Annotated in this window: 24 protein-coding genes; 16 read left to right on the plus strand and 8 right to left on the minus strand. The window is 59.2% G+C overall.

What is annotated here, in order from left to right; translation table 11 throughout:
* The first annotated feature begins 135 nt into the window (after positions 1-135).
* The 5 genes from VOI22_RS02775 to VOI22_RS02795 all read left to right on the plus strand — a co-directional run bounded on the left by VOI22_RS02775 (position 136) and on the right by VOI22_RS02795 (position 5,793).
* Positions 136-1,377: a hydantoinase/carbamoylase family amidase gene (locus VOI22_RS02775; protein ID WP_323795064.1), complete on the plus strand. Its 1,242-nt coding sequence runs from the start codon at positions 136-138 to the stop codon at positions 1,375-1,377.
* Complete coding sequence (locus VOI22_RS02780) at positions 1,374-2,168, plus strand: 2-keto-4-pentenoate hydratase (protein WP_323795065.1); 795 nt, start codon at positions 1,374-1,376, stop codon at positions 2,166-2,168. The genes VOI22_RS02775 and VOI22_RS02780 overlap by 4 nt, the downstream gene beginning before the upstream one ends.
* A 207-nt stretch (positions 2,169-2,375) precedes the next feature.
* Positions 2,376-3,086, plus strand: coding sequence for an alpha/beta fold hydrolase (locus tag VOI22_RS02785; protein WP_323795066.1), 711 nt, complete (start codon positions 2,376-2,378; stop codon positions 3,084-3,086).
* A 218-nt stretch (positions 3,087-3,304) separates the two neighbouring features.
* On the plus strand, positions 3,305-4,996 hold the full coding sequence (locus VOI22_RS02790) for a putative bifunctional diguanylate cyclase/phosphodiesterase (protein WP_323795067.1): 1,692 nt from the start codon (positions 3,305-3,307) through the stop codon (positions 4,994-4,996).
* Between the two features lie 74 nt (positions 4,997-5,070).
* Entirely contained in the window at positions 5,071-5,793 is a 723-nt protein-coding gene (locus VOI22_RS02795; protein ID WP_323795068.1) for a hypothetical protein, read from the plus strand.
* Positions 5,794-5,870: 77 nt separating this feature from the next.
* Here the strand turns inward: VOI22_RS02795 and VOI22_RS02800 are convergent, their stop codons facing one another.
* On the minus strand, positions 5,871-7,073 hold the full coding sequence (locus VOI22_RS02800; RefSeq protein WP_323795069.1) for a pentapeptide repeat-containing protein: 1,203 nt from the start codon (positions 7,071-7,073) through the stop codon (positions 5,871-5,873).
* 150 nt (positions 7,074-7,223) lie between these two features.
* Here VOI22_RS02800 and VOI22_RS02805 point away from each other — a divergent pair, with 150 nt between their 5' ends.
* Positions 7,224-7,907: a 3-oxoacid CoA-transferase subunit A gene (locus VOI22_RS02805; RefSeq protein WP_416366067.1), complete on the plus strand. Its 684-nt coding sequence runs from the start codon at positions 7,224-7,226 to the stop codon at positions 7,905-7,907.
* Between the two features lie 40 nt (positions 7,908-7,947).
* Here the strand turns inward: VOI22_RS02805 and VOI22_RS02810 are convergent, their stop codons facing one another.
* Positions 7,948-9,156, minus strand: coding sequence for a pyridoxal-phosphate-dependent aminotransferase family protein (locus VOI22_RS02810; RefSeq protein WP_323795070.1), 1,209 nt, complete (start codon positions 9,154-9,156; stop codon positions 7,948-7,950).
* Between the two features lie 231 nt (positions 9,157-9,387).
* Here VOI22_RS02810 and VOI22_RS02815 point away from each other — a divergent pair, with 231 nt between their 5' ends.
* The 7 genes from VOI22_RS02815 (at position 9,388) to VOI22_RS02845 (ending at position 16,474) form a co-directional block, all read left to right on the plus strand.
* The gene (locus VOI22_RS02815) at positions 9,388-10,086 is read left to right on the plus strand and encodes a 3-oxoacid CoA-transferase subunit B (RefSeq protein WP_323796280.1); all 699 of its coding nucleotides are present in this window, start codon (positions 9,388-9,390) and stop codon (positions 10,084-10,086) included.
* Positions 10,087-10,199: 113 nt separating this feature from the next.
* Positions 10,200-10,682 (plus strand): GNAT family N-acetyltransferase, encoded by a 483-nt coding sequence (locus tag VOI22_RS02820; RefSeq protein ID WP_036553230.1) that lies wholly within the window; start codon positions 10,200-10,202, stop codon positions 10,680-10,682.
* 68 nt (positions 10,683-10,750) lie between these two features.
* Complete coding sequence (gene araD / locus VOI22_RS02825) at positions 10,751-12,475, plus strand: L-arabinonate dehydratase (RefSeq protein WP_323795071.1); 1,725 nt, start codon at positions 10,751-10,753, stop codon at positions 12,473-12,475.
* A gap of 187 nt (positions 12,476-12,662) precedes the next feature.
* On the plus strand, positions 12,663-13,628 hold the full coding sequence (locus VOI22_RS02830) for a TAXI family TRAP transporter solute-binding subunit (protein ID WP_323795072.1): 966 nt from the start codon (positions 12,663-12,665) through the stop codon (positions 13,626-13,628).
* 68 nt (positions 13,629-13,696) lie between these two features.
* Positions 13,697-15,718: a TRAP transporter fused permease subunit gene (locus VOI22_RS02835; RefSeq protein WP_323795073.1), complete on the plus strand. Its 2,022-nt coding sequence runs from the start codon at positions 13,697-13,699 to the stop codon at positions 15,716-15,718.
* 10 nt (positions 15,719-15,728) lie between these two features.
* Positions 15,729-15,953, plus strand: coding sequence for a hypothetical protein (locus VOI22_RS02840; protein WP_323795074.1), 225 nt, complete (start codon positions 15,729-15,731; stop codon positions 15,951-15,953).
* A 62-nt stretch (positions 15,954-16,015) separates the two neighbouring features.
* Positions 16,016-16,474 (plus strand): thioesterase family protein, encoded by a 459-nt coding sequence (locus VOI22_RS02845; RefSeq protein WP_323795075.1) that lies wholly within the window; start codon positions 16,016-16,018, stop codon positions 16,472-16,474.
* Between the two features lie 4 nt (positions 16,475-16,478).
* Here the strand turns inward: VOI22_RS02845 and VOI22_RS02850 are convergent, their stop codons facing one another.
* Positions 16,479-17,498 (minus strand): permease, encoded by a 1,020-nt coding sequence (locus VOI22_RS02850; protein WP_323795076.1) that lies wholly within the window; start codon positions 17,496-17,498, stop codon positions 16,479-16,481.
* A gap of 119 nt (positions 17,499-17,617) precedes the next feature.
* Here VOI22_RS02850 and VOI22_RS02855 point away from each other — a divergent pair, with 119 nt between their 5' ends.
* Positions 17,618-18,472 (plus strand): LysR substrate-binding domain-containing protein, encoded by an 855-nt coding sequence (locus VOI22_RS02855; protein ID WP_323795077.1) that lies wholly within the window; start codon positions 17,618-17,620, stop codon positions 18,470-18,472.
* A 9-nt stretch (positions 18,473-18,481) separates the two neighbouring features.
* Here VOI22_RS02855 and VOI22_RS02860 read toward each other — a convergent pair whose 3' ends face one another.
* Positions 18,482-19,423, minus strand: coding sequence for a 2-hydroxyacid dehydrogenase (locus VOI22_RS02860; protein ID WP_323795078.1), 942 nt, complete (start codon positions 19,421-19,423; stop codon positions 18,482-18,484).
* Positions 19,424-19,459: 36 nt separating this feature from the next.
* Positions 19,460-20,002, minus strand: coding sequence for a DUF924 family protein (locus VOI22_RS02865; protein WP_323795079.1), 543 nt, complete (start codon positions 20,000-20,002; stop codon positions 19,460-19,462).
* A 158-nt stretch (positions 20,003-20,160) separates the two neighbouring features.
* Between VOI22_RS02865 and VOI22_RS02870 the strand changes: the two genes are divergently transcribed.
* Both VOI22_RS02870 and VOI22_RS02875 read left to right on the plus strand, forming a co-directional pair.
* Positions 20,161-20,778, plus strand: coding sequence for a hypothetical protein (locus VOI22_RS02870; protein ID WP_323795080.1), 618 nt, complete (start codon positions 20,161-20,163; stop codon positions 20,776-20,778).
* A gap of 114 nt (positions 20,779-20,892) precedes the next feature.
* Positions 20,893-21,480 carry a hypothetical protein gene (locus VOI22_RS02875; protein WP_323795081.1) on the plus strand — a complete coding sequence of 196 codons (588 nt, stop codon included), beginning with the start codon at positions 20,893-20,895 and terminating at the stop codon, positions 21,478-21,480.
* A gap of 37 nt (positions 21,481-21,517) precedes the next feature.
* Here the strand turns inward: VOI22_RS02875 and VOI22_RS02880 are convergent, their stop codons facing one another.
* The 3 genes from VOI22_RS02880 to VOI22_RS02890 all read right to left on the minus strand — a co-directional run bounded on the left by VOI22_RS02880 (position 21,518) and on the right by VOI22_RS02890 (position 24,193).
* On the minus strand, positions 21,518-21,745 hold the full coding sequence (locus tag VOI22_RS02880; RefSeq protein WP_323795082.1) for a hypothetical protein: 228 nt from the start codon (positions 21,743-21,745) through the stop codon (positions 21,518-21,520).
* A 7-nt stretch (positions 21,746-21,752) separates the two neighbouring features.
* Entirely contained in the window at positions 21,753-23,543 is a 1,791-nt protein-coding gene (locus tag VOI22_RS02885; protein WP_323795083.1) for an acyl-CoA dehydrogenase, read from the minus strand.
* A gap of 161 nt (positions 23,544-23,704) precedes the next feature.
* Positions 23,705-24,193, minus strand: coding sequence for an Hsp20/alpha crystallin family protein (locus tag VOI22_RS02890; RefSeq protein WP_323795084.1), 489 nt, complete (start codon positions 24,191-24,193; stop codon positions 23,705-23,707).
* Positions 24,194-24,221: the final 28 nt, after the last annotated feature.

The raw sequence follows: 24,221 nt of genomic DNA on the forward strand, positions 1-24,221 counted from the left end.
CCATGGCGGCGGTGCGCGGAACGGTTCCGCATGAAAACGGCGGCGAGGGGCCAGGAAGGGTCCCGTTCAGGTTATCGGGGTTATGTCCGGCGGCTTAGATCTTTAGGATGCCCGCTGATTTTCCGAGAGGGACCGATGCCTAAGATAAATGCCGAGCGTTTGCTGAACGATCTGAAAACCCTGCGCTCAATTGGAGCGGTCGAAACGGGGGTCGTCAGGCCTGCCTTGAGCGAGAAGGATATGGAGGCGCGGCGCTGGCTGAAAAAGCGGTTCGAAGATGCCGGTCTCGATACCACTCTGGACGGTGTCGCCAATGTACTCGGCCGGTCTCGCAAGAACGGCCCGGCCCTGATCGTTGGCTCTCACTCGGACACGCAGCCGCGCGGCGGTTGGCTGGACGGTGCGCTTGGCGTGATTTATGGGCTGGAAGTCGCGCGTGCGCTGGCGGAAGATCCGGAAACGTCCGATCTCGCGGTCGATGTGATTTCCTGGCAGGACGAGGAAAGCCGGTTTTATGGCTGCATCGGGTCTCGGTCGTGGATCGGCGCCCTTGATCCCGAAGTGGAAGCGAACGCGACCGACCGGGATGGTGTGAAGCTGACCGATGCGTTGCAGGACGCGGGGCTTACCGATGTACCGCGCCTGCGCATGGAAGAGGGCCGCTATGTCGGTTATCTCGAGGCGCATATCGAGCAGGGCGCCTGGCTGGAAGATGCCGGTGAGCAGATCGGTGTCGTCACCGGCATCGTCGGTATCCGTGGCATGACCCTGAAATTCGTCGGCGAGCAGAACCATGCCGGCACAACGACGATGGCGCGCCGCAAGGATGCGGCGACGGCGCTTTTCCAGGTTGCGAGCCGGATCCATGAGGAATTCCCGAAACATGCCAAACCGACCACGGTCTGGACGCTTGGTCGAGTGCTGATCGAGCCGGGCGCGGCATCAATCGTGCCGGGCTATGCCGAGCTCACGCTGCAGTTCCGGGACAGCGAAGAGGCGTTGCTCGACAAGTTCGAGGAAATCGTCGCGGAGCTGATTGCGGACGTGAATGCGGAGGGCCGTATCACGGCCAGTGCCGAGCGCTCGCGCACACCGGTTCCGCCGTCGGACATGGATGAGGGTTTTCAGAACCATCTGGCGGCCGCTGCGGAGAAGACTTCGCCCGGAAAGTGGCGGCGGATGCCGAGCGCGGCCGGACACGATCCGATGGTGCTGAGCGAAGCTTTGCCCTGCGCCATGTTGTTTATTCCGTCCATCGGCGGCATCAGCCACGATTTTGCCGAGGACAGCCATGAGGAGGACATTGTCGCCGGGTGCCAAGTGCTCGCCGATGCGGCTGCGTCCATCCTCGAAACCTCCCTTAAGGAGACATTATGACCTCAGCCGAAAACACGGCGCGCGCTGTCGAGATCCTCGCGGCGGCGCGCCTCGGCGGTGGACCGACTGACCGTCTTCCCGACCCGCTCATGCCGGGTACGGTCGCGGAAGGATACGAACTGCAGAACCGTCTGAACGCGCATCTAACCCAGGCGGGTTTTGGCCCTGTCGTGGGGCACAAGATCGGCTGTACCACCAAGGTGATGCAGGATTATATGAAGATCAGCGAGCCATGTGCCGGCGAGGTATTCGCCACCATGGAGTTTCATGAGCGCGCCGATGTTCAGATAAAGCTGTATCACCGGATCGGCATTGAGGTCGAAATCGGGGTCCTGCTCTCGCATGACCTGCTCAAGGACGAGCCGTTTACCCGGGAAACAGTCGGTGGGTACGTCGAGGCAGTTCTGCCGGCGGTCGAACTCGTGGACGACCGCTATGTCGATTACCCATCCTTGCCGGTGCCGATGCTTGTGGCGGACAATTTCTTCAATTCCGGAGCGGTTCTCGGAGCCCCGGTAATGAACTGGCAGCATCTCGATCTAGCGGCCGTCACGGGCAATCTCTATATCGACGGCGACGAGGCGGGAGCCGGTGTCGGGGCCGATATACTCGGCCATCCGTTCGAAGCGCTAGCCTGGCTGGCAAATCTGCGCTGCAAACAGGGACGCCCGCTCAAGGCCGGAGAATTCGTGCTTCTGGGGAGTATCGTCAAGACCGTGCATTTCGACGGGCTTGCACAATGTGTTGCAGATCTTGGCGAACTCGGCCGTATCGAGGTGAATTTCGTCTGACTGGGGGAGCGGATCGCTTCGGAATTGGCGATTCGTGAGTCCTCTGCCGTCATCGAACGCTCATCTTGCGCGCTCGATTTCCGATAAATCGTGCCAGACGCTGTACAGCGCTTGTCGGACACACCTGCTGGTGTCACCATCCAGTGGCACCGCGCGACCATCATATTTGTGTGGGTTTGACGAACGATAGTTCAGGAATGGCTTGGTATGGCAACTTTCGTACTGGTTCACGGAGCATGGCATGGCGGTTGGTGTTGGCGGCGGGTTGCCGACCGCCTCCGCGCAGCTGGACATGATGTTTATACGCCGACCCTGACGGGGCTCGCCGACCGCTCGCATCTGATGTCTCCCTCGGTCAGGCTCCAGACCCATATCCTTGATGTCGCCAACCTGTTGTCCTGGGAGGATCTGGAATCTGTGATCCTGTGCGGGCATTCCTATGGCGGTATGGTGATCACCGGCGCTGCAGACCGGGAAGCATCCCGGATCAAGTCACTTGTCTATGTCGATGCCTTTGTCCCTTCGGATGGGGAAAGCGCAATGGATTCGCGCCCGCCCGAAAGGGTCAAGCTGGCCTTCGAGCAAATCAGGTCTGTCGGTGAGGGATGGTGGATGCCGCCAACCCCGGCAGCGTCTTTTCGCGTGAACGAGGCAGATCAGGCGTGGGTGGATGCGAAATGTACGAACTTCCCGATTTCCTGTTTTACGCAACCGGTCCGGCTGACCGGTGCAGTGGATACCATTTCCAGCAAATACTATGTCCGGGCAGGCGGGTATAGAGCCCCGCAATTCGATGCCTGTGTCGAGAAACTGAGCGGTAACCCGGACTGGGACGTCAGAAGCCTGCCTTGCGGGCATGACATCATGGTCGATATGCCGGATGAGCTTTCCGCAGTTCTGGAAGAAGCTGGTCGGTAACTATGCTGGTGTCAGCCACGCACCATGAGACGCCGTCATCGGAAACGTCGCTAAACGCGAAAATCGTTACCTCTGAAGACTCAGCGCCAAAGAAAGTTAAGTACGTTTACCGTTTCTTAGGTTCACGGGGGCTACACCTTTAAATTGACGGTTTGCGACAGTTCAAGCTGTTTTCGCTGGCTTGAATATTAAGCTTGCATAGGTTCCTGGACCAATTGATGAGTGACACAGATATCGCTGACCAGTTCAGTTCGTTCGATGCGTTGCACGATAGCGTGTTTCTGATCGATCAAGGCGGTCTTGTCGTTGCGGCAAACACGTCCGCGCTCGAAACGCTCGGGTTGCCGGCAAGGAAGCTGATCGGCAGCCCTTTCGCGAATTTTTTTCCGGATTGCGACATGCTTGTTCCCGGCGGTGACGGGGACGTTATCGAGATCAGCGGGCGGCGCAGCGACGGCTCCGGCTTGTTGCTTGAAGGCCGTTCTTCCGTTGTCTACCGCAATGCCAGCAGATGTTGTCTTCTGGTTTTGCGGGATCGGCATAGCAGGGTTTCTCTGGAAGAAAAACTTGTCTGGGCTGCATTTAACGATCCGGCAACCAGATTGCCTAATCTGGTCGGGTTCTGCACCCGGGTTGGACAACGCGTCCTTTCTCGTGAGTTTCCCCTCGACGGCACGGCAATGGTGATTGCGATCTCCCTGGGCCGCCTCGGGTTTTTTGCGGGCACGCTCGGCGAAGCAACGCGTTCACGGATTGTCAGGGAAGCGGGGGACCGACTGGGCCGCCTGGAGGCGGTCTCTGAAATTGCCTTGCTCGACGATTCAACCCTAGGAGTTGTGGTCTCGACCGAAGGCGAGGCTGACGATCTCGCGGGGCTGGTCGAAAAGCTGCGACACTGCGTCGAGGTCAGTTATTCACCGAGCGAAAACGCTGCGCGCATCGTTCCGCATTTTGGAATAAGCCGGATCACCGATCCGGGTCTCGATCCTGAGGACGTCGTGCGCAAGGCCCGTTTCGCCCTGAATGCAGCAATGCAGAAAGCGATAGGCAGCACAGAGATCTACGAGGACGAGACTCACCGTGAGGCGGTCCGGAACCTGGTTGTCGAGCATGATCTCCGGCGTGCGGTTTCCGAGCGTAAGGAAGAGTTCTGGCTGGCCTATCAGCCGAAAGTCGATTGTCAGACCGGAGAGATTTCGGGGCTTGAGGCGCTGATACGCTGGAACCATCCGAAGCGCGGTCTCGTTGGGCCAAGTGAATTTCTGCCAATTGCCGATCAGGCCGGTATTGCACCGGATCTGACATTTATTATGCTCGAACGGCTCGTAGCGCAGATCAAGGAATGGCAAGCGGCGGGGCTTAAGACCGTTCCGGTCGCCTTTAATATCGGTGCGGAGGATGTTCGTGAGAACCGGCTGGTGCCGTTTCTGTCGAATCTTCTTCGCGACGCGGGGGTCGCGCCAAGCGCGCTTGAGTGCGAGCTGACAGAGACAAGTATTGTTGCCGACATCCGGGCGGCGAAAAAGCTTTTCGATGAACTTGTTAAAATGGGCGTGCCGACAGCTGTCGATGATTTTGGCACCGGTTACTCCTCCCTTGTCCACATCACCGATTTGCCGGTCAGCGTTGTGAAGATCGACCGGTCATTCGTGCAAACGATGGAGACGAGCAAAGGCAGCAATGCAATCGTCCAGGCTATCGTTGCGATGACAAAGGCCATGGGCGCTGTCTGTGTCGCAGAAGGTGTCGAAACGAATAAGCAACTTGCCGATATTCAAATGCACGGGTGCGATCTGGCTCAAGGTTACCTGTTCGATAAGCCTTTGACGCCGGAGGCTGTTGAAGTCCGGCTGCGTGAATTGCACTCCTACCGCAACCAGATCGATCAAGACATGGCGATCCTTGTTTGAGATTACCGATATGACCCTCGGTTTCCTGCAAGCGCATCTGACTAACGCTCTTCAAGTAGTGAGGGAGCGCGTCTGTGTCTGAGGGTGAAATTCAAAAGCAGGATGAAAAGCCGTCAGAGGCAGACGGTCAAGCGTCGAGCCCTCTGCCGGCGGGGGGTGACAAAAAACCTGCCCCAAAAAAAACAACGTCCAAAAAAACCGCGCAGGCGCCGGCCCGGATTACCGGGCTTGATTTCAAGTACTTTCTTTGGCTGGCAACCATTGCGACAGCTATTCTTGCTTCCGTAAGTATGTTGATGGCCCTCGGGCTTTTCATGCTGAATTTCATCTGCGATCTGATTTTTGGGTTCCCTCTCGTCGGCAGCGCAAATTACATGGGTATGATGCGCGTGACGGGCGTATTCGCCGGTATGTCCGTGCTAACCCATCTGTTCCGGTTGCGCATGGTGGCGGTGGAAAATTCGATCCATGCCGTTCCGTTTCCCGATGAGATTGTCGCATCGCCAAATACGGGCGACCCGAGAGTCGACAAGTTCGAGTGTCTGGGGCGAGTCCTGATTAATGTCTACGATACCGAAGTTGCAGATCTTATTCTCGCGAACCGGGAGCGGATTAAAGAAGCGCTTTCTGCTGCGCTTACACTGGCTGTCAGCGATCCGGTCTCACGCTATTCGAAAGAAAAGATCGAACATACGCTGCGGATGGGGCTTGGCGGCCTGCTACCGCTCAAGAGCGTTTCCACCGTGAACCTTTCGGAGCTTCGCCACAGAGTTCGGTCCAGCCGACCGCAGAATTGACGGTGGCGGATTCTCTGTAGATTTTCGCGTGGAATTCGATGTGAGCTAGCTGGACGTGAACCGGGTCGGGGCTTGCCTCAGGATGCGATCCGAGGATCGTCCATCAGGACGTCATCCGGATTGAGCGGCCCAAGCAAAGTGTTCTCGAGGTTCGTCGCCCGCAGATTTGTTTTCTGGACGCGGCCGGCTTTTGAGCCGTCGCTTGAGCTGATCGGCGCGGGTTGGATGATTGTGTCCGTCAGGTCTGCGCGTCGCAGATTACATCCCCACAGGCAGGCTCCGGAAAGATTACAGCCTCGCAGACTCGCCATCTCGAAATCTGAGTTGGTGAGATTTGCCAGGATCAGCATGGAGCCGTTGAATTGAGCGCCGCGGAAACTCACGCCGCGCATTTGAGCACCGCTGAGATTGAGGTTTCTCAAGTCCGCATTATCGAGATTGGCGCCGTCAAGATCTGCCCGGGCGCCGCGGGCGCCACCGGTCGAGACCCAGAAATCATGCTCGATGAGCTGGCGATGCAGTTCCACGGACATCGGGTCCATGGCCGCGTGCAACCGGGCACTCGCCATATCGACCCCGGATAGGTCTGTGTCCTTGATCCGGGCCCCAATCATATTAGCGCCCTGAATTCTCGCGTTTTTGAGGGTGGCGCCGCTTAGGTCGGCCCCGGTCGCGATGGACTGGCTCAGGTCAGCAGCGTCAAGAGCAGCACCCACGAGTTTTGCGTTTCGCAGGGTAGCTCCGGTCAGTTTCGCATTAGAAAGATTGCTGCGCTCCAAGTTCGCGCCGGAGAGATCGGCGTTTTCCAGGATGGCCCCAGACAGGTCCGCTCTCTCCAAATTGGCATGATGCAGCTTTGCATGAGAGAGATTGAGCGGCGTTGTATCACTTTCGGTTCCGGACCATTTGGTCTCTGTCAACCGCCCCCGGGTGCGGGATAGATTTGCGCCACGCATGTCCGCGTCGGTGAAATCGACAGAAGCAATGACTGCCGACGTGAAATTGGTTTTTTCCAGTTTCGCGCCACGGAAGTTCGCGGACATCAGGTCGGCACCGGTCAAATCGGCTCCAGACAGGTCGGCGCCTTCAAGGTTTGCGCCCTGAAGACTGGCGCCGCGCATCACGACGTTCCGCATTTTCTTGCTGCGGAAGTCGCTGCCAAAAAGGTTGGTTCCCGAAAGATCTGCGGGCTTTCCGCACGTTGGATCATCCAGCCACAGCATGTGCTGGTGCAGGGTGTGTTCCAGCGACGCTTTCGAGATGTAATTGAGTGAGCTCATGCTCGCCATGCTACAGGATGCTGTTTAAGGGTTCGTTAAAGAGTGATTCTAACCAAGGGCTTGGGGTCAATAATCGAGGCTGGACGGAGCCGCACGGCATCGGCATAAAGGCTCTTCGATTGTCCAATAGAAATACATAAGGGGTCGGTTGTGGCGATTAACAAGATCGTTGAGGCGCGCGCTGATGCGGTGTCCGGTGTGAAGGATGGAAGTACGGTCCTGATTTCCGGATTTGGTGCTGCTGGCGTGCCGACGGACCTTATCCACGCGCTGCTCGATCAGGGTGCCCGTGATCTGACGGTGGTCTCGAACAATGCCGGGACCGGGGATCGGGGCCTTGCGGCTCTCCTGAAAGAGGGCCGGGTGCGCCGGATCGTCTGCTCTTATCCGCGTTCAGCAGGCTCGGTCGCTTTCGATGAGCTTTATGCTGCCGGAAAGATCGAACTGGAACTGGTCCCGCAGGGTACACTGAGCGAGCGCATGCGCGCTGCTGGTGCCGGAATTGCCGCATTCTACACGCCGACCAGCGTCGGAACTCAGCTTGCCGAGGGTAAGGAAGTCCGCGAGATCGATGGGCGGGAATACGTGCTGGAATATGCTCTGAAAGGCGACGTGGCGCTCGTTCAGGCCGAGAAGGCCGACCGTTGGGGCAACCTGATTTACAACAAGTCTGCCCGGAATTTCGGTCCGGTCATGGCCACTGCGGCCGACCTCACCATCGTTGAAGCACGCCAGATCGTCGAGCTGGGCGAAATCGACCCTGAAATTGTTGTGACGCCAGGGGTTTTCGTCGACCGGGTGTTCCACGTACCGGCAGTCGCCGCGGCCGCCTGAAGGCGGCCGGGCTCAGGTTAGCGGGTCTCGGCGCGCAGGCTCAGGCCTTACCGCCGCGCTTGCGGCATTCCACCAGATACTCGATGGCCTTGGTCACGCCACCCGGCGTGTAAGGGATGTCGAGATATGCGAAGGTGGCTTCGACACTCGCCAGCGCTCCGTAAAGCATCGGCTCGTTCATATCGCCCATATGGCCGATACGGAATGCCTTGCCGCTGAGGTTGCGCAAGCCGCCGCCGAGTGCGCATTGCAATTCATCGCGGCAGACATCGCGGATCTGCGTGCCGTCGATGCCTTCCTTGAGCAGGATGGTGGTGACGCCGTCCGCGCGCTGATCCGGATTGATCGCGTTCAGTTCCATGGCGCCGGCCTGGCCCCAATGCTCGACCGCCAGCCGGGTCGCCTGGGCCAGTCGCTTGTGCCGGGCGAAGACGTTTTCCAGCCCTTCCTCAAGCAGCATGTCGAGAGCTGCACGCAGGCCATAGAGCTGGGTTTGCGGGCTGGTGCCGCAGAAGGTCCGGTAGCTTTCCGAGGCGAGCCGCAAGGACCAATCCCAGTAGCGCCGCTGTGACGTTGCCTTCTTGTGAGCCTCAAGAGCTTTCGGTGAGGCGGCGACGAACCCGAGGCCCGGGGGCATCATCAGGCCCTTCTGGGAGGCGGCGACGGCAACGTCGACACCCCATTCATCCATCCGGAAATCGGTAACGGCGAGCGTCGGGATCGTGTCGACCAGAAGCAGGGCCGGGTGCCCGGCATCGTCAATTGCCTTGCGGATCGACGGGACGTCGCAGGTGACGCTGGTGGCGGTATCCGTCTGGATCACCAGGATGCCTTTGATCTCGTGGTTCTTGTCGGCGGCAAGGCGGTCCCTGATCTTGGCCGGATCGATCGCCTGCCGCCAGTCGCCCTTGATGGTTTCGGTGCGCATCTGCAGCGCTTCCGCCATCTCACCCCAGCCGGTCGAGAAATTGCCGAGTTCCGGAACAAGCAGCAAATCGCCGGGGGACAGGGTGTTAACCAGGGCAGCTTCCCAGGCGCCATGTCCGTTGGAGGCATACATGAAGACCTCGTGCTCGGTCTTGAAGATTTTCTTCAGGTCCTGGAAGCAGGTCTCGATCATGGAGAGCGCGACGGGATCGCCGAGATCCATCGGGTTTCGGACCATGGCTCGCAGGACCTGCTCTGGCACACTGGTCGGGCCGGGGGTGTTGAGCAGGCTCCGACCGCGCTTGACGCTGTAACCAGACATATCCGTAGCTCCTGTTTCTCCGCGCCGGAACGCGGGTACAGCAAGCTTCACCCGGCAACAATCCGGCACTATCCACGTTTCTCTTTGGGTGATCCGTAAGGAATCCCGTCTATTCGGGACGTGCAAGCTGAGTTATATGGTCAGTCGCGCGAGGCGGCAACACTTCAAAAGCAGGAGTGAGCCTCTATTATACGGCATGATTTAAAACGCAGCTGGAGTACCGGTATGGCAATGGAAGCGGCGGCTCAGGATATCGCAGCGACAAAATTGACGCGGAATCAGGTCGCTTGGCGTGCAGCCAACGAGATTCCCGACGGCAGTTACGTCAATCTCGGGATCGGCTTGCCGACCACCTGCGCGAACTTCATGCCCGAGGATCGCGAGATTGTTCTGCATAGTGAAAACGGTATTCTCGGAGTCGGTCCGGCCCCCGAGCCGGGCACGGAAGACCCCGAGCTGATCAATGCCTCGAAAGACCCGATCACCCTGGTTCCGGGCGGCTCCTTCTTCGTGCATTCCGATGCCTTCGTGATGATCCGCGGCGGCCATATCGATCTCGCCTTGCTCGGCGCTTTCGAGATCTCTGAGACAGGCGACCTTGCGAACTGGACCACCGAGAATCCGAAATTCCCGCCCGGTGTTGGCGGTGCGATGGATCTGGCAGCCGGTGCCAAGCAGGTCTGGGTTCTGACCGACCATGTGACCCGCAAGGGTGAGCCGAAGATCGTCAAAAACTGCAGCTATCCGCTGACGGCGAAGCAGGTTGTGACGAAGATCTTCACGGATCTTGCCGTGATCGACGTGACGGACAACGGCCTGGTTGTCCGCGAAATGGTCGAGGGTCTGACCCTCGCGGGGCTTCAGGAGCTGACCGAGCCGAAACTCACCTTGGCGCCGGACTGCGGTATCCTGTCCGCTCCCGCGCTCTAGTATTCGCGTGGGTCGACGTGAGCGCGTTGGTTGACTTGGTCCGGCTCCCCGGTTTCACTGCCTCTCCGAATGCGGCAGGATCCGCGCAGCTATCCCGGGGATGTTCCTAAGTCATGGATGCAGTAGAAATTTTGCCGGCTCGCGCAAGTGACAGGGAAGGGCTGACCGACCTTGTGCGCGAGTTGAAAGATTTCGAGCGCTACCTGCATCAGGCGCGGCAGCCGGGCGACAGGGTCGCGGCGGAACATGTCGATTATCTGATCCATTCCGCGGAAGAGGGCGCCGGGGCCATCTTCATTGCCTGGGTTGGCGCCGATATCGCCGGTTTCGTCGCCGGTTGGATGGCGCTGGATCAGGACCCTTTGAATTTTCCGGAACTGGCCTCGCATGGCTATGTTTCCGATGTCTTCGTATTGCACCGTTGGCGCGGCAAGGACATTGCCCTGCAGCTTCTTGGGGCCATTGAAGACCATCTGAAAAATCAGGGAGCCCGACGGCTCCGTATTCATACGCTCGCGCGCAATGCTGCGGGACTCGCCGCTTACCGGGGATTTGGCTTCGATCCAATGGAGCTCGTCCTGGAAAAACCACTCTAAAGAACACGCCGAAAAGGCGGACCCGGCCCGCCGCGGGCTTCATTCGGCGGAGATAATGGGAGGAATTCATGGCGCGCAAATCCTATGAGGAATTGCGGAGTTACCGCTGGTATGGTGTCGATGATCTGCGCTCGTTCGGGCACCGCTCCAGGGCAAAGCAGATGGGCTATGCCCGCGAGGACTGGGCCGGAAAGCCAGTCATTGCGATCATCAACACCTGGTCGGACATCAATCCCTGCCACACCCATTTTCGCGACCGCGCGGAAGAGGTGAAGAGGGGCGTCTGGCAGGCAGGTGGCTTTCCGGTCGAGATGCCAGCGATCTCTCTGTCGGAGCCGTTCCAGAAGCCGACCACGATGATGTACCGCAACCTGCTGGCGCTGGAGACGGAGGAGCTTCTGCGCTCCTATCCTTGCGACGGCGCGGTGCTGCTTGGCGGCTGCGACAAGACCACGCCAGCGCTTTTCATGGGCGCGGCCAGCATGAACATTCCGGCGCTTTTCGTGCCTGCGGGCCCGATGCTGCGCGGTAACTGGCGGGGCAAGACCCTCGGGTCCGGCAGCGATACCTGGAAGTACTGGGCCGAGCTGCGCGCCGGTAACATCACCGAGGATGACTGGGAAGAGATCGAGGACGGCATTGCCCGGACGCCCGGCACCTGCATGACGATGGGTACGGCGGCGACGATGATGTGCGCCGCCGAGGCGCTTGGCCTGACGCTTGCCGATGCAGGCTCCATACCGGCTGCGGACAGCAATCATTCCCGGATGGCGACCCGCTGTGGCCGCCGGATCGTCGACATGGTTTGGGAAGACGTCAAACCTTCCGATGTGTTCACCGAGAAGTCATTCGAGAATGCGATCACCACGGTGATGGCGATGGGCGGCTCTACCAATGCTGTGGTCCATCTGATCGCCATGGCCGGGCGTCTCGGCGTTGAGCTTGATCTCGAGCGGTTTGACGAGATTTCCAAGCGGACACCGTTCCTCGCCAATATTCGGCCGTCGGGTAAGTACCTGATGGAGGACTTTTTCTACGCCGGCGGCCTTGCGGGGCTCCTGAACGAGATCAAGGACATCCTGCATCTCGACTGCATGACGGTGAACGGCAAAACCCTGGGCGAGAATATCGAGGGCAAGGACATCTACAATGAGGACGTCATCCGGCGGCGGGGCAATGCCTTGTCGGGTGAGGGCGGACTGGCTGTGTTGCGCGGCAACCTGGCGCCGGGCGGTGCGATCATCAAGCACATCGCCGCCGATCCGTCGCTGCATACGCATACAGGCCCGGCCGTCGTGTTCAAGGATTACAATGACATGGCGGCACGGATCGACGACCCCGACTTGCCTGTGACGAAGGATTCGGTCCTCGTTCTGCAAAATGCCGGACCGCAGGGCGGACCCGGTATGCCGGAATGGGGCATGTTGCCAATCCCGAAGAAGCTGCTGGAGCAAGGCGTTCGCGACATGGTGCGGATCTCGGATGCGCGAATGAGCGGGACCAGCTACGGCACCTGCGTGTTGCACGTGGCGCCGGAAAGCTTCGTCGGCGGGCCGTTGGCTCTTGTCCGGGATGGCGACATGATTGCCCTCGATATTCCGGGGCGGACGCTGGAATTACAGGTGGACGAGACGGAACTCGCGACCCGGAAAGCGGCATGGAAAGCTCCGGAAGCTAAGTTCGCGCGCGGTTTCGGGGCCATCTATGCGGCTCATATCACCCAGGCGGACAAGGGCTGCGACTTCGACGTGCTTGAAGGCACGGCACCGACGCCCGAGCCGGAAATCCACTAGAAGTACGCATATATTCCGGCGACATATTCGCAAATGCCGCCGTCATCTTTCCGTTAAAGAGGCAATCTCTGAAGCGCCCGGACTTGCACAGGACGCCCTTGTCCTGAACTATGGGCGCCGAGATTGCTTCCCTTCCTGGGGAGCGTCACGAAAGCGGCCACAAGGTCGCGCTCAATGGGAGGAAATTATGAAGCATGTCTTGAAGGCAGCGCTTATCGCTGCCCCGTTGGCCTTTGCTGGCACTGCCGCAAGCGCCGATACATTTGTCCGCATGGTGTCCGGCCCGGCCGGCGGTTCCTGGTATCCGCTGGGCGCCAAAATCATGCAGGTACTCGGTGACGAAGTGCCCGGTATCTCGACGTCCAACACGTCCGGTGGTGGCATTTCCAACGTGAAGGCCGTTGATGGCGGCGATGCGGAAATCGGCTGGTCCTATGCTCACACGTCTTACAACGGCTTTGCCGGGCGCGGAAAATTCACTAAAAAACATGAAAATGTCCGCCACTTCGCAACGCTTTATCCGGCTACCTTCCAGGTAGCGGTGCGAGCCGATTCACCGATCAAGACCTTCGACGACATGAAGGCCGCCAATATCAGCCCGGGCAAGGCCGGCTGGACCGGTACGGCATTCGCTGAATCGATCCTGAAGGCCTACGGCTTCGACTTCGCCAAAATCAAGGAAAACGGCGGTACGGTTCACTACGTGAGCTACACCGAGTCTGTTGCGCTGATGAAAGACGGCCACGTCGACGTATTTATGGCGGCGACCTCGGTGCCGCAGGCCTCCTTCATTGAACTGCAGCACAGCCCGGGCATCCGTTTCATCGGCCTGTCTGACGACAAGTTGAAGCAGATCCTGAACGACAACCCGGGTTTCATCACAGGCTCAATTCCGAAGTCTGCATATGAAGGCCTGTCCAGCGACATCCCGTCCCTCGGTATCGTCACCAACATGGTGGTGAGCAAGGATCTGCCGGATGAAACCGTCTACCAGATGTGCAAGTCCTTCTGGAAAAACCATGCAGCCTTCGCCGAAGTGAAGAAGGTGTGGAACCGCGTGAAGGTGGAGAACGCTCTGAACGGCGCGGCCATCCCGGTCCATCCGGGTGCGCAGAAGTGCTACGACGAGCTTGGTGTGAAAACCGGCAGCTAAGCTAACTCTTATGCATGGACCGGGGTTCGCCCCGGTCCATGATCTTCTTTCAGAACATCGGACCTATCATGAGCGAAACCAGCCAGCCCGCGCCGGCAGGGCGCTTGGAGTACGATGAGGTCAAGGAATACTCCTTCCTAGAAGACCTTCTCGTCTCCCGGCGCGTGAACCTTGCCTATATCGTCACGCTCGTTTGCTGCACCATCAGCATCGCGCTGGCGTTGTTCCATCTCTATGTCGCGCTGTACGGCACACCGGAGGGACGGTCCTTCCGATCCATTCATTTGACGGTGATGCTGGCCCTGGCGGTTCTGGTTAATCCGCTCTTCCGTAAAAGCCACAAGGATCCGATCCTGCTGCCCGGCGATCCGCGTAATGTTTTACGCGCTGCGGGCTTCGGCATCGATATGATCCTTGTCGGATTCGTGATCGTGATTCAGGTCTGGACGCTTTTGGACATCGACGCTTTCCATATGCGTCTCGGCTCCAAGGAGCCCCTGGATATGTTCTTTGGCGCAATACTGATTGGGCTGGTGCTTGAGAGCACGCGTCGGGCCGTTGGTCTGGCTATGGTCTGCGTGACCGGGTTTTTCGTCGTGCACACGCTCTATTCGCACTATTTCTTCGGGATCTTCTATGGGCCGCCGACCCGGTTCTCGAAATATATCGACACCATGTTCATGAGCAGCAACGGCGTGTTCGGCATTCCGCTTTATGTGGCGTCGACCTATATCGTGCTCTTCATCGTTTTCGGAGCCATCCTGATCAGGTCTGGCGCCGGTCGCTTCTTCATCGATCTCGCGGTCGCTCTCACGGGTCACCGTGTCGGTGGCCCGGCCAAGGCCGCGACCCTTTCGAGCGCCTTCATGGGGACCGTCTCCGGCTCCGCCGTCGCCAATGTGGTGACCACGGGCTCTTTCACTATTCCGCTGATGCAGAAGACCGGATATCGCGGCCGTTTCGCCGCCGCCGTTGAGGCCTGCGCCTCGTCCGGCGGGCAGATCACGCCGCCGATCATGGGGGCCGCCGCCTTCATCATCGCGGAGAACCTGCAGGTCAGCTATTTCGCGGTAATCATCGCCGCCGCCATTCCAGCCTTCCTGTACTTCGTCACCGTCTATTTCATGGTTCATCTGGAAGCCGAGAAGCACGGCATCCAGAGCATTCCGGTGGAGCGCCTGCCGCAGGCCTGGGAAGTGTTCAAGGGCGGCTGGCACCTGCTGTTGTCGCTTGCCATTCTGATCGCCTTCCTGATGGTCGGCTATACGCCGATGAAGTCCGCCTTCTGGGGCATTCTCAGCCTTATAGCGCTCAGTTTCATCAACCCGCACACCCGGATGAGTCCCGTCGATATCCTCGCGGCTTTTGAATCCGGCGTACGGTCAACGGTGGCGGTATCGGTCGCCTGCGCCTGTGCGGGGATTATCATCGGCTCGATCTTCGCTTCCGGCTTCGGCCTGAAGTTCACCCAGTCGGTGATCGAGCTGTCGGGAGGCAATCTCGCGTTGCTTCTGAGCATGACCGCGGTCGCCGCGATCCTGCTCGGCATGGGGATGACGACGACAGCCGTCTATATCACCGTCGCCGCACTGATTGTGCCATCACTGGAGAAGATCGGCGTGAATCCGATTGCGGCGCATATGTTCGCCTTCTACTTCGGTGTGGTCTCGACCATCACGCCTCCGGTGGCACTAGCGGCCTTTGCGGCGGCGGCGATCGCCCGGACGCCGCCGATGGCAACAGCCTTCGAGGCGTCAAAGGTGGGGATCGCGAAATATCTGGTACCCTTTGCCTTCGTCTATAACCCTTCGTTGCTGGTCGAGGGACCGACCTGGATGACGATCCTTTCGACCGCTCTGGTGCTGTTCGGGCTCTGGGTGCTTTCGTTTGGGCTCGAAGGCTGGTGCCGGGGGCGGATCGGACCGGTGCAACGCGCGGTGTTCCTGGTGTCGGCCCTGTTCCTGATGGTGCCGGTCACGGGAAGTCCGTTTGGTATCCCGGGTGTCCTCATCGTTGGTATCGGGCTGGTTGCGTCCGGATCGATCTATGCCTGGCGGCGCGCTGTTCCCGCCATTCAGCCAGCACGGTAGGAGGTGTGAGATGAGAGAGATATTTCTCGGCAAGGCCCGGCACTGGTTGCTTTTGGTCGTCGTTGCTGTCTGTTTCTTCCTGACCGGCATTTATCACCTGCATGTCAGCCAATTTAACATTTTCGTCAGCATCACAATGGTCATGGCCGTCATGCTGGTTTTCTCGGTGATCCTCGATTACCGTCCGGGCGACCGCATCACGCGTGAGGACCTGCCAGAGCCTGATGGTGACTAATCCAGACGGACATAAACATCAGGGCCGCGCCGTGCGCGGCCCTTTTTGTATGCGGGGACAGGATGAGTGATTTCGAAAGCTTCAACGAGCGCGACGCGGCAAGCTACGGCTACTGGATCGAAGAGAAGATCCGCTTCGCCGATCTGGATCCCGTCGGCCATGTGAATAACAACGCGATCGGAGTGTATCTGGAGTCCGCTCGCGTGATGCTGTTCGCGGATGCGGCCGGTGAAATGTACGGCGGGAACCGGGGCGGTTTTTCCTGGGTGGTGGCCCGGATCGAGGTCGATTACCTGAAGGAAATGCACTATCCGGGGCAGGTTCGCGTCGGCACTCGGATCGAGAAGCTGGGCAACAGCTCCCTGATCATGCGCCAGGTCATTCTGTTTAACGGCGAAGTCACCGGGCTCGCTCGGGTCGTCGGTGTCTGTTTCGATATGCAGGCCCGGAAATCAATGCCTATTCCGGCCAATGTTCGATCGGGTCTGATGACGCTCGCGGGGCCGGCCGGCGCAAGCTGAAGCTTTACATCACGGCATCGAAGACCCATCCGGCGACGAGTGAGCCGGTGAGGGCCGTCAACAGATAAAGCAGGAACGGCTTGAGCTTCAGGACGGGCAGGATCGCCATGGCCCCGTAGATGCTGACGACACCGCCCGAGACCAGAAACCCCATGGCTGCTCCCGGCGACATGCCGTGGTCCAAGAGCGAGCGCGTCAGGGGCAGGGCGGCGAAGCCGTCGAGATAGAGCGGACCGCCGACCAGCACGGCCAGCGGTATCGACCACCAGTTTCCCGAGCCGACATAGGCAGACAGGGATTCAGGCGTCAGCATGAAGCTCAGCAGATGCTCCATGGCGAAAGCCGGTATCAGGCAAATCAGGACAAGGCGCGCCGTCGCCTGGATCTCGCGATAGAAGCCCGTTCTTCTTTCTGCATCCTTCCATATCGCTGGAGCGAATCTGTCCGGCAGGCAAACCTGGCCGAGACCGCCGACGATTGTGTTGTCCCGCAAGGCGGCAATGGCCCAGTGCCTGTGCGCCATCATAGCCGTCAGACTTCCCCCGGCCAGCCCGATACAGAAGGCGGCAAGCGTTTTACCGACAGCAAATTCGACACCGATCGTGGCAGCGGTCGTGGCCAGCATGGCCGGATCGGTGACGGGCGAGGAAAGCCAGAATGCCATCACCGGAGCGAGCGGGACGCCGCCGGCGAGGAGGCCGACCATCAGGGGCAGGACGGAGACACCGCAGACCGGCGTGACCGCGCCAATCGCGGATGCGGCCAGGATCGTGCGGTGAATGTTGCCTCTGAATATCTCGGATATCCGTCCGCTGGCACCGCTGGCCCGTACCCAGGCCGACAGCAGTACACCGGGAACAACGAGGGGAGAGACCTCCAGAAGGCTCCAGCCAACGAAATGGATCGTGGCGATGCTGCGGGCCGGAAATACCAGCGCGACGGCCAACAATACGGCCAATGCGGCACTGAGCAGCCAAATGGTTCGGCGCTTCATAACCGGCGCGGTGGATGCACAATCGCTCATCTTCTCGGCTCCTGCCTTTGTTCGTTCGTATTTGTGTTCATGGGCAGATTGTTGCTTGAGGAGGGTTTTGAAAAACGAATAATATAAAATCTAGGTATTCAATTAATCGATGGATTTGAATGTCTCATCTTGAAAGCGATTTGCTGCGCACATTCCTGGCGATCAGTGATGCGGGAAGTTTTGTTGGCGGCGCGGCGCGGATTTACCGCTCCCAGTCTGCGGCCAGCACCCAGATTGCCAAGCTTGAAACCCTGCTAGGGGCGAATGTGTTCGAGCGCCATGGCCGTGGTGTTCGCCTGACAGCGACCGGAGAAAAGCTGGAGCCGGTCGCGCGCGGTGTGGTGCGCCAGCTCGATGAAACCCTGGCAGAGCTGACCGGGAATGCGCTCTCGGGCACGTTAAGGGTCGGTATTCCTGACGATGATCGGGAAGGCCGGTTGTCTCGTGTGGTCGCCGACTTCGCCCGCACCTATCCCGGGGTGGAACTCAGCGTGCATTGTACCTTCAGCGCCGGGTTTCCAAAGGCGCTGGCCGATGGACGTCTGGATCTTGCGGTGCATGAGGTCGGCAGCGTCGGCCCTGGGATGGAGCAGCTCTGGGCCGAGCCCATCGCCTGGGCGGGGTCACGTGCGCATTCAGTGCAACGGGACGACCCGCTACCGGTCGCGTTGTTCGATCGGGCTTGCTGGTGGCGTGACGTGGCGATCTCGTCGCTGCGAGACAGCGGACGCCGGTATCGGATTGTCTATTCCAGCGAAACCGCCGTCGGCGTGGCGGCGGCCATCCGTGCCGGGATTGCCGTTGGCGTCCTGAACCGCTCAGCGATCCAGGACGAGCTTGTCATGCTTTCAACCGCGGACGGCTTTCCGGATCTGCCGCCGTCCTTCCTGGTGATCGAGCGGCGGGAAGGCGCTGACCCGGAACTGTGTGCCGCCATGAGCGACAGTTTGCGCCGCGCTTTCTCCCGCGTTTGAGAGGGCCGCTCAGTTGACCGGTGTCAACAGCTCCTCGCCCGCGAAGTAAGCCTTGATGTTATTGTAGACCAGCATGCCCATGGCCATGCGCGTGTCGTGCGTGGCGCTGGCGATATGTGGCGTCAGCACCACGTTCTCGGTCATGCTGAACAATTCTTCCGGCACGTTCGGCTCGTCCGGATAGACGTCCAGGGCAGCTGCACCGAGACGGCCATCCTTCAAGCAGGCGATCAGTGCATCCGTGTCGACAACGGAGCCGCGTGCGACATTGACTAAAAGCCCGTCTGGACCGAGTGCCTCGATCACCTTTTCGTCGACCAGCTTTTCGGTCGCCGGGCCGCCGGGTGTAATGATGATCAGGATTTCGGAGTCGCGGGCCATCTCGACCAGGTCGGGATAATACCGATATGGAACGTCCGGTTTGATCGAGCGATTATGGTAGCTGACATCCATCTTGAAAGCGGCGCAACGGGCCGCAATCTCGGCGCCGATCCGGCCAAGTCCAACGATCCCGACTTTGCTGTGGTGTACTTTTTGGGTGAACTGGAAATGCCCCTCCGGCCATTTCCCTGCTCGAGTGAAGGCGTCGGCCAAGGGGAGTTTCCTGCGGCCGGAAATAGTCAAGCCGAGGGCGAGGTCGGCAACGCAATCATTCAATACGTCTGGTGTGTTGGTGACCTTGATGCTGCGCTCTGTTGCTGCATCTACGGCGATCCCATCATAGCCGACACCGAAATTGGCGATCAGCTTCAAATTGGGGAACCGCTCGACCATCTCTCGATTACAGCCTTGGAATGTTGCGATGGCGTCGATCTTGTCTGCTGTCTCGGCGAGGAAGGCAGTTTTGTCATCTGCTAAGTGCAAATGATGCACGATCGCGATCTCATCTAGTCTGTCCAGAGCGGGCTTGTAATAGGGTATGATTGTCAGAACATGCGGTTTATCACCCATGATCGTTTCCTTTCGGCCATCTTGTTGTTCCGGGTATCAGAAAGAAGAGCCCGGTTGTTTGAGAAATTCCTGCTCAGCGTCGGTGCTTTTGCGTCCGAGAACGTCATTGCGATGGGGGAAGCGTCCGAAGCGGGCGATGATGTCGCGGTGCCGTATGGCGTAGTCAGTCAATTTGTCATCGCCAAGCGCCTCGAACAAGGCAACGCTGCGCTCCTGGTCCTCAAGCTCCTCGCTATGTTCGAAAGGCAGGTAGAGAAACGCTTTCTCCCTGTCGGGTATATCCTGGTCGTAACCTTCGACAAGGACCTTGATGGCAGCGGCCCGGGCCTTCGCATCGGCGGCGAAGGCCTGGCCCGAGCCGCGATAGATATTCCGGGTGAACTGATCCAGCAGCAGGATGTAGGCGAGGGCGCCGCGCGGGGTCTCCAGCCAATCCTCCAGCTGCCCATTGGACGCATCCTCGACAAGAGCGCCGAAACGTTCCCGGATCTGCCGGTCGAATTCCGGGTCTTTTTCGAACCACTGCTTCTCAGTGGATTCTTCGAACCAGAAGCTGTGTATTCGATCGATGTCGCGCATAGTCCTGCCTTGCTTCCGCTCCGTTGAACCGGAACGATAAACCGGCCACGCCGACAAGGTAAATGCGCTGGACTTCCGCTTTGCGGATATCCAAGTGATGACAGGATGGAACCCGCCATGGGACAGTCGCCTGCCAGCGGTCCAGACTTGGAGAGAACATGATCCGCCCCCTCGGTAAATGCTTTGCATCCCTTCTCATTTTTTTTCTCGTTGCCGGGTGTGGCACGTCCGTTGTTCAGTCTCCAACCGGGGTGAGCGGTGGTGCAAAGAAACGCGTCCTGGCCTTTGCTGGAAAACAAGGACCGGTGCTGCTCCAGGTTTCCGGTCAGCCGTTCCGGGAAGGCAAGGGGGAAACGGCGGCTGCTTCTGCACGCATTCTCTCCGGTTTTTATCCCGAGGTGCCGCGTGGCTTCACGCTGAACCCGGCTGCTGCCGGGGCGCCCCAGTTCCGCTTTCGGCTCGCATTCGATCCGCCGGTCTCGACCAGCGCGGATCAAATCTGTGCCGCCAACGCCGAAATGCCGCTAGGCTATGACCGGCGTGGAGACAGGCAGATCCTTTTCATGGTGTTTTGCCGGCAGGATGTCGCAATCGCGGCCGTTATCGCGCGCTCGGACCGGATGACTTCTCTGACGGATCCGAACTACCGTAAGTTGCTGCTTCAGGCAGCACGCGAGATGTTTCAAGCCGATCCGAATGACACTGGCAGCCTCGGGATTCTCGAATTTGACCCGAAGCCCGGGATCAAACTCAATCCATTCGAGGGAATTTTCTAAATCGGCGGGTGCAATACCGTGCCGCGTCAATCTGTCTTGATTGATGTCGTAAAGCCGTGTGCCCATATCTCATACGGAAGCGCTGTCAGGGCGTGGGACCATAGGGAGAATGTTGTGGGACAGAAAATCAAAACCCGGATGCTTACAGCCGGTGCGGTATTGTCCGTTGTTATACTCAGTGGTTGCGTAACCGCGATGCGTGGATATTCCGGTGTCGACAATGAAGGCAAGCGCGATTACCTGCGCTATGCGGCTTCGACGACGCCTGTCTGCCTGACCCTTTCCGGTTCGGCATTTGTGGATGGCAAGGCGACGGCCTCTGAAGTGGCCGTGGCTGCCGCCAACGATGCGTCCGGCTCTATTTTCGGCTCTCCGGCGCGCTTCACTGCCGATTGCGCCAGTACGGCCCATCCGGACTATCGGATCGTCATTCTGGCAAATGCTGCAATAGTCGGCTCACCAGATCAGCTGTGCAAAGACGAACCCATTGCGACCCGTCAGACGGCGGGCAAGTTGCAACTGGATGCTGCTTTTTGCGCCAAATCGGAGGTTCTCAGCACGGCGTGGTCCAAAGGGCCTGATCCATCGGGAATCAGCGATCCCGTGTTCGGTCAGATGATCCGGAGCTTAATGAACGAACTTTTCCCGATTAACCGGGAGCGTGAAAGGGGAGGCGGGGTTTTTCAGTTATCGGATAGCTAGTAATCCCGTTGCCACAACGCTGATACGGAACGGTTGCTTATTCACTTTCGTACCAAGAGACGCGGGCAACCGCGTCTCTATCTGCGTCATCGGCTGATCCGAAGTTAAGAGCGTTGAAGCCACCCACCGCATACCAGCCTGATGCATCCTCCGGATCGCGGCGGAATTCCTCAAAGCCGAAACTGCCGTCCTGCCTCTGAAAAACATCGACACAAAGCAGCCCGTCCGCGCTGTTCCGCGATGTGATGACCAGAGGCTTCGTCACTGCGTGATCAGAACTGGTCCAGCGCCATGGCCATCACGCTGTCGCCGGATTCCGTCATCTGCGTTAGCAGGGACGGGGCTTGGCTCAGGTGATAGTCGGCGAAAAACCGGGCGCTGATCAGTTTGCTCTCCAGGAAGGCCGCGTTTCCGTTGGCATTCTGTTTCTGCTCGGACGCTGCTTTTACGCCACGGGCCAGCAGCCAGCCGGCACAGAGCAGCCCCATCAGGTTCTGGAAGGAGACGCCTCCCGAGGCGGCTTTGCCGGTATCGGCCGGGAAGGTCGTGACCAGCCATTGAACGGCGCTTTCCGCCGCCGCGAGTGCCGCGTCCATGTTCCGGACGATGGCGCGGGCGGACAGCTCGTCACTGGCCCGCAGCGGCTCCAGGTCGGCGCGAATGTCGGCGAACAGCTCTTTCGCCGCTTCGCCGCCGTCTCGGGCGACCTTGCGGCCGATCAGATCCATTGCCTGCACGCCGTTGGTGCCTTCGTAGATCGTGGTGATCCGGGCATCGCGATAATGCTGTGCGGCGCCGGTTTCCTCAATGAAGCCCATGCCGCCATGGATCTGGATGTTGGTTGAGGTAATGGCGAGTCCGGTGTCCGTGCACCAGGATTTCACCACAGGTATCAGCAGATCGACACGGCGCTGCGCGCGGGCTTTGATTTCGGGGGATTCTTCCCGGTTGGCCCGGTCGATCTGGGCGGCGGTGTAATAGCAGAGACCGCGCATGCCCTCGATCTGGCTTCTCATGCCGAGCAGCATGCGCCGAACATCGGGATGCTGGATAATTGCGACCGGCCCGTCGCTGCCCTGAATGGCGCGGCTCTGTACCCGGTCGCGGGCAAATGCGACAGCCTGCTGATAGGCCCGTTCGCCAATTGCCAAGCCTTGCAGGCCGACGGCGAGCCGGGCGTTGTTCATCATAACGAACATGTATTCGATGCCGCGGTTCTCTTCACCGATCAGATAGGCGACAGCGCCTTCATTGTCGCCATAGGACATGACGCAGGTCGGGCTGGCATGAATGCCGAGCTTGTGTTCGAGCGAGACAGGGCGAACGTCGTTCCGCGCACCCAGACTGCCGTCGTCATTCACCATGAATTTCGGCACGATGAAGAGAGAGAGACCCTTGCTGCCGGGAGGGCCGTCCGGTGAGCGGGCGAGGACGAGATGGACGATATTGTCCGTCATGTCGTGGTCGCCCCAGGTGATGTAGATCTTCTGGCCTTTCAGAAGATAGTGATCGCCCTTGCGCTCGGACCGGGTACGGATGCTGCCGAGATCGGTGCCTGACTGCGGCTCGGTCAGGTTCATGGTCCCGGTCCATTCGCCGGAAACCAGTTTGTGCAGGTATTTCTCCTTCTGCTCGGCACTCGCATGCTTGGTCATGGCCTCGATACCGGCCTGCGTCAGCAGCGGGCAGAGAGCGAAGGCGAGGTTCGAGCTGTTCCACATTTCCCAGACCGCCGTGGTCAGGGAGATCGGCAGGTTCTGGCCGCCGAACTCTTCCTCGAACGGCATGGCGTTCCAGCCACCTTGCCAGAACTGGCTGTACGCCTCGGAGAATCCGTCGACCGGCCGGACAACACCATTTTCCAGCCGTGCCTTTTCCTTGTCGCCTACTTCGTTCAGAGGCGCCAAGACATCGCGGGAGAATTTCCCCGCTTCTTCCAGGATCTGGTCTGTGAGTTCTTGATCGGTGCCATCGAAACCCGGTAGCGCAGCAATCTTGTCGAAGCCGACAATCTCGCGCAGCGTGAAGCGCATATCGTCAAGCGGGGCAGAATAAACAGACATCGGTTTCCTCACACTTAATCGGACCAGGCTGTGGCACCCGGCTCTCAATTGTTTGCCGCAGTTTAGTGCCTGCGGCCCGCGTTGTAATCCAAATAGGGCAGAACGCAAGATGAGGAAGTCATGAGAAAAGCCCGGCTCGCGAATGGAGCCGGGTAAGAGGATCAAGCGCCTATCTTGATCCGGCGCTCGACGTGAGTGCCATCCTTGCTCTTCGGCATCTTGATGGTGAGAACGCCTTTATCGAAGGTGGCTTTGATCTTCGCCTCGTCGATATTGTCCGGAACCTTGAAGGAGCGCTGGAACTTGCCGTAGCGGCGTTCCGTCAGGTGGTAATTGTCCTTCTCGTCCTTCTTTTCCTCGGTCTTCTCGCCTTTAACGGTAAGTGTGCCGCTCTTCACAGTGACCTCGACATCCTCCTCCCCCATGCCGGGGAGTTCTGTCGTTATGGTGATCTCCGAGTCACCTTCCTTCATGTCCGTGGTGGGAACGACAAGGCCGCCATGCGTCCCTGTGAACGGCAAAGACATGGACATGGCGGGAGATTGCAGGAAGTTATGAAACATGCGGTCCATTTCTGCACGAAAGGCGGAAAAGGGATCGGCATATGTTTTCGCGGGTTCCGAACTTTTACTCTCAGTGATGTTTCCCATGGCGTTCTCCTTCGCTCAGAAACATTAG

Source organism: Nisaea sp. (genome assembly GCF_034670185.1).
GTDB lineage: Bacteria > Pseudomonadota > Alphaproteobacteria > Thalassobaculales > Thalassobaculaceae > Nisaea.

Excerpts from the sequence above, each read along its gene's own strand:
- VOI22_RS02775 (WP_323795064.1), top strand. The coding sequence starts at position 136 with ATGCCTAAGATAAATGCCGAGCGTTTGCTGAACGATCTGAAAACCCTG.
- VOI22_RS02780 (WP_323795065.1), top strand. The coding sequence starts at position 1,374 with ATGACCTCAGCCGAAAACACGGCGCGCGCTGTCGAGATCCTCGCGGCG.
- VOI22_RS02785 (WP_323795066.1), top strand. The coding sequence starts at position 2,376 with ATGGCAACTTTCGTACTGGTTCACGGAGCATGGCATGGCGGTTGGTGT.
- VOI22_RS02790 (WP_323795067.1), top strand. The coding sequence starts at position 3,305 with ATGAGTGACACAGATATCGCTGACCAGTTCAGTTCGTTCGATGCGTTG.
- VOI22_RS02800 (WP_323795069.1), bottom strand. The coding sequence starts at position 7,073 with ATGAGCTCACTCAATTACATCTCGAAAGCGTCGCTGGAACACACCCTG.
- VOI22_RS02810 (WP_323795070.1), bottom strand. The coding sequence starts at position 9,156 with ATGTCTGGTTACAGCGTCAAGCGCGGTCGGAGCCTGCTCAACACCCCC.
- VOI22_RS02815 (WP_323796280.1), top strand. The coding sequence starts at position 9,388 with ATGGAAGCGGCGGCTCAGGATATCGCAGCGACAAAATTGACGCGGAAT.
- VOI22_RS02820 (WP_036553230.1), top strand. The coding sequence starts at position 10,200 with ATGGATGCAGTAGAAATTTTGCCGGCTCGCGCAAGTGACAGGGAAGGG.
- araD (WP_323795071.1), top strand. The coding sequence starts at position 10,751 with ATGGCGCGCAAATCCTATGAGGAATTGCGGAGTTACCGCTGGTATGGT.
- VOI22_RS02830 (WP_323795072.1), top strand. The coding sequence starts at position 12,663 with ATGAAGCATGTCTTGAAGGCAGCGCTTATCGCTGCCCCGTTGGCCTTT.
- VOI22_RS02835 (WP_323795073.1), top strand. The coding sequence starts at position 13,697 with ATGAGCGAAACCAGCCAGCCCGCGCCGGCAGGGCGCTTGGAGTACGAT.
- VOI22_RS02840 (WP_323795074.1), top strand. The coding sequence starts at position 15,729 with ATGAGAGAGATATTTCTCGGCAAGGCCCGGCACTGGTTGCTTTTGGTC.
- VOI22_RS02845 (WP_323795075.1), top strand. The coding sequence starts at position 16,016 with ATGAGTGATTTCGAAAGCTTCAACGAGCGCGACGCGGCAAGCTACGGC.
- VOI22_RS02850 (WP_323795076.1), bottom strand. The coding sequence starts at position 17,498 with ATGAGCGATTGTGCATCCACCGCGCCGGTTATGAAGCGCCGAACCATT.
- VOI22_RS02855 (WP_323795077.1), top strand. The coding sequence starts at position 17,618 with ATGTCTCATCTTGAAAGCGATTTGCTGCGCACATTCCTGGCGATCAGT.
- VOI22_RS02860 (WP_323795078.1), bottom strand. The coding sequence starts at position 19,423 with ATGGGTGATAAACCGCATGTTCTGACAATCATACCCTATTACAAGCCC.
- VOI22_RS02865 (WP_323795079.1), bottom strand. The coding sequence starts at position 20,002 with ATGCGCGACATCGATCGAATACACAGCTTCTGGTTCGAAGAATCCACT.
- VOI22_RS02870 (WP_323795080.1), top strand. The coding sequence starts at position 20,161 with ATGATCCGCCCCCTCGGTAAATGCTTTGCATCCCTTCTCATTTTTTTT.
- VOI22_RS02885 (WP_323795083.1), bottom strand. The coding sequence starts at position 23,543 with ATGTCTGTTTATTCTGCCCCGCTTGACGATATGCGCTTCACGCTGCGC.
- VOI22_RS02890 (WP_323795084.1), bottom strand. The coding sequence starts at position 24,193 with ATGGGAAACATCACTGAGAGTAAAAGTTCGGAACCCGCGAAAACATAT.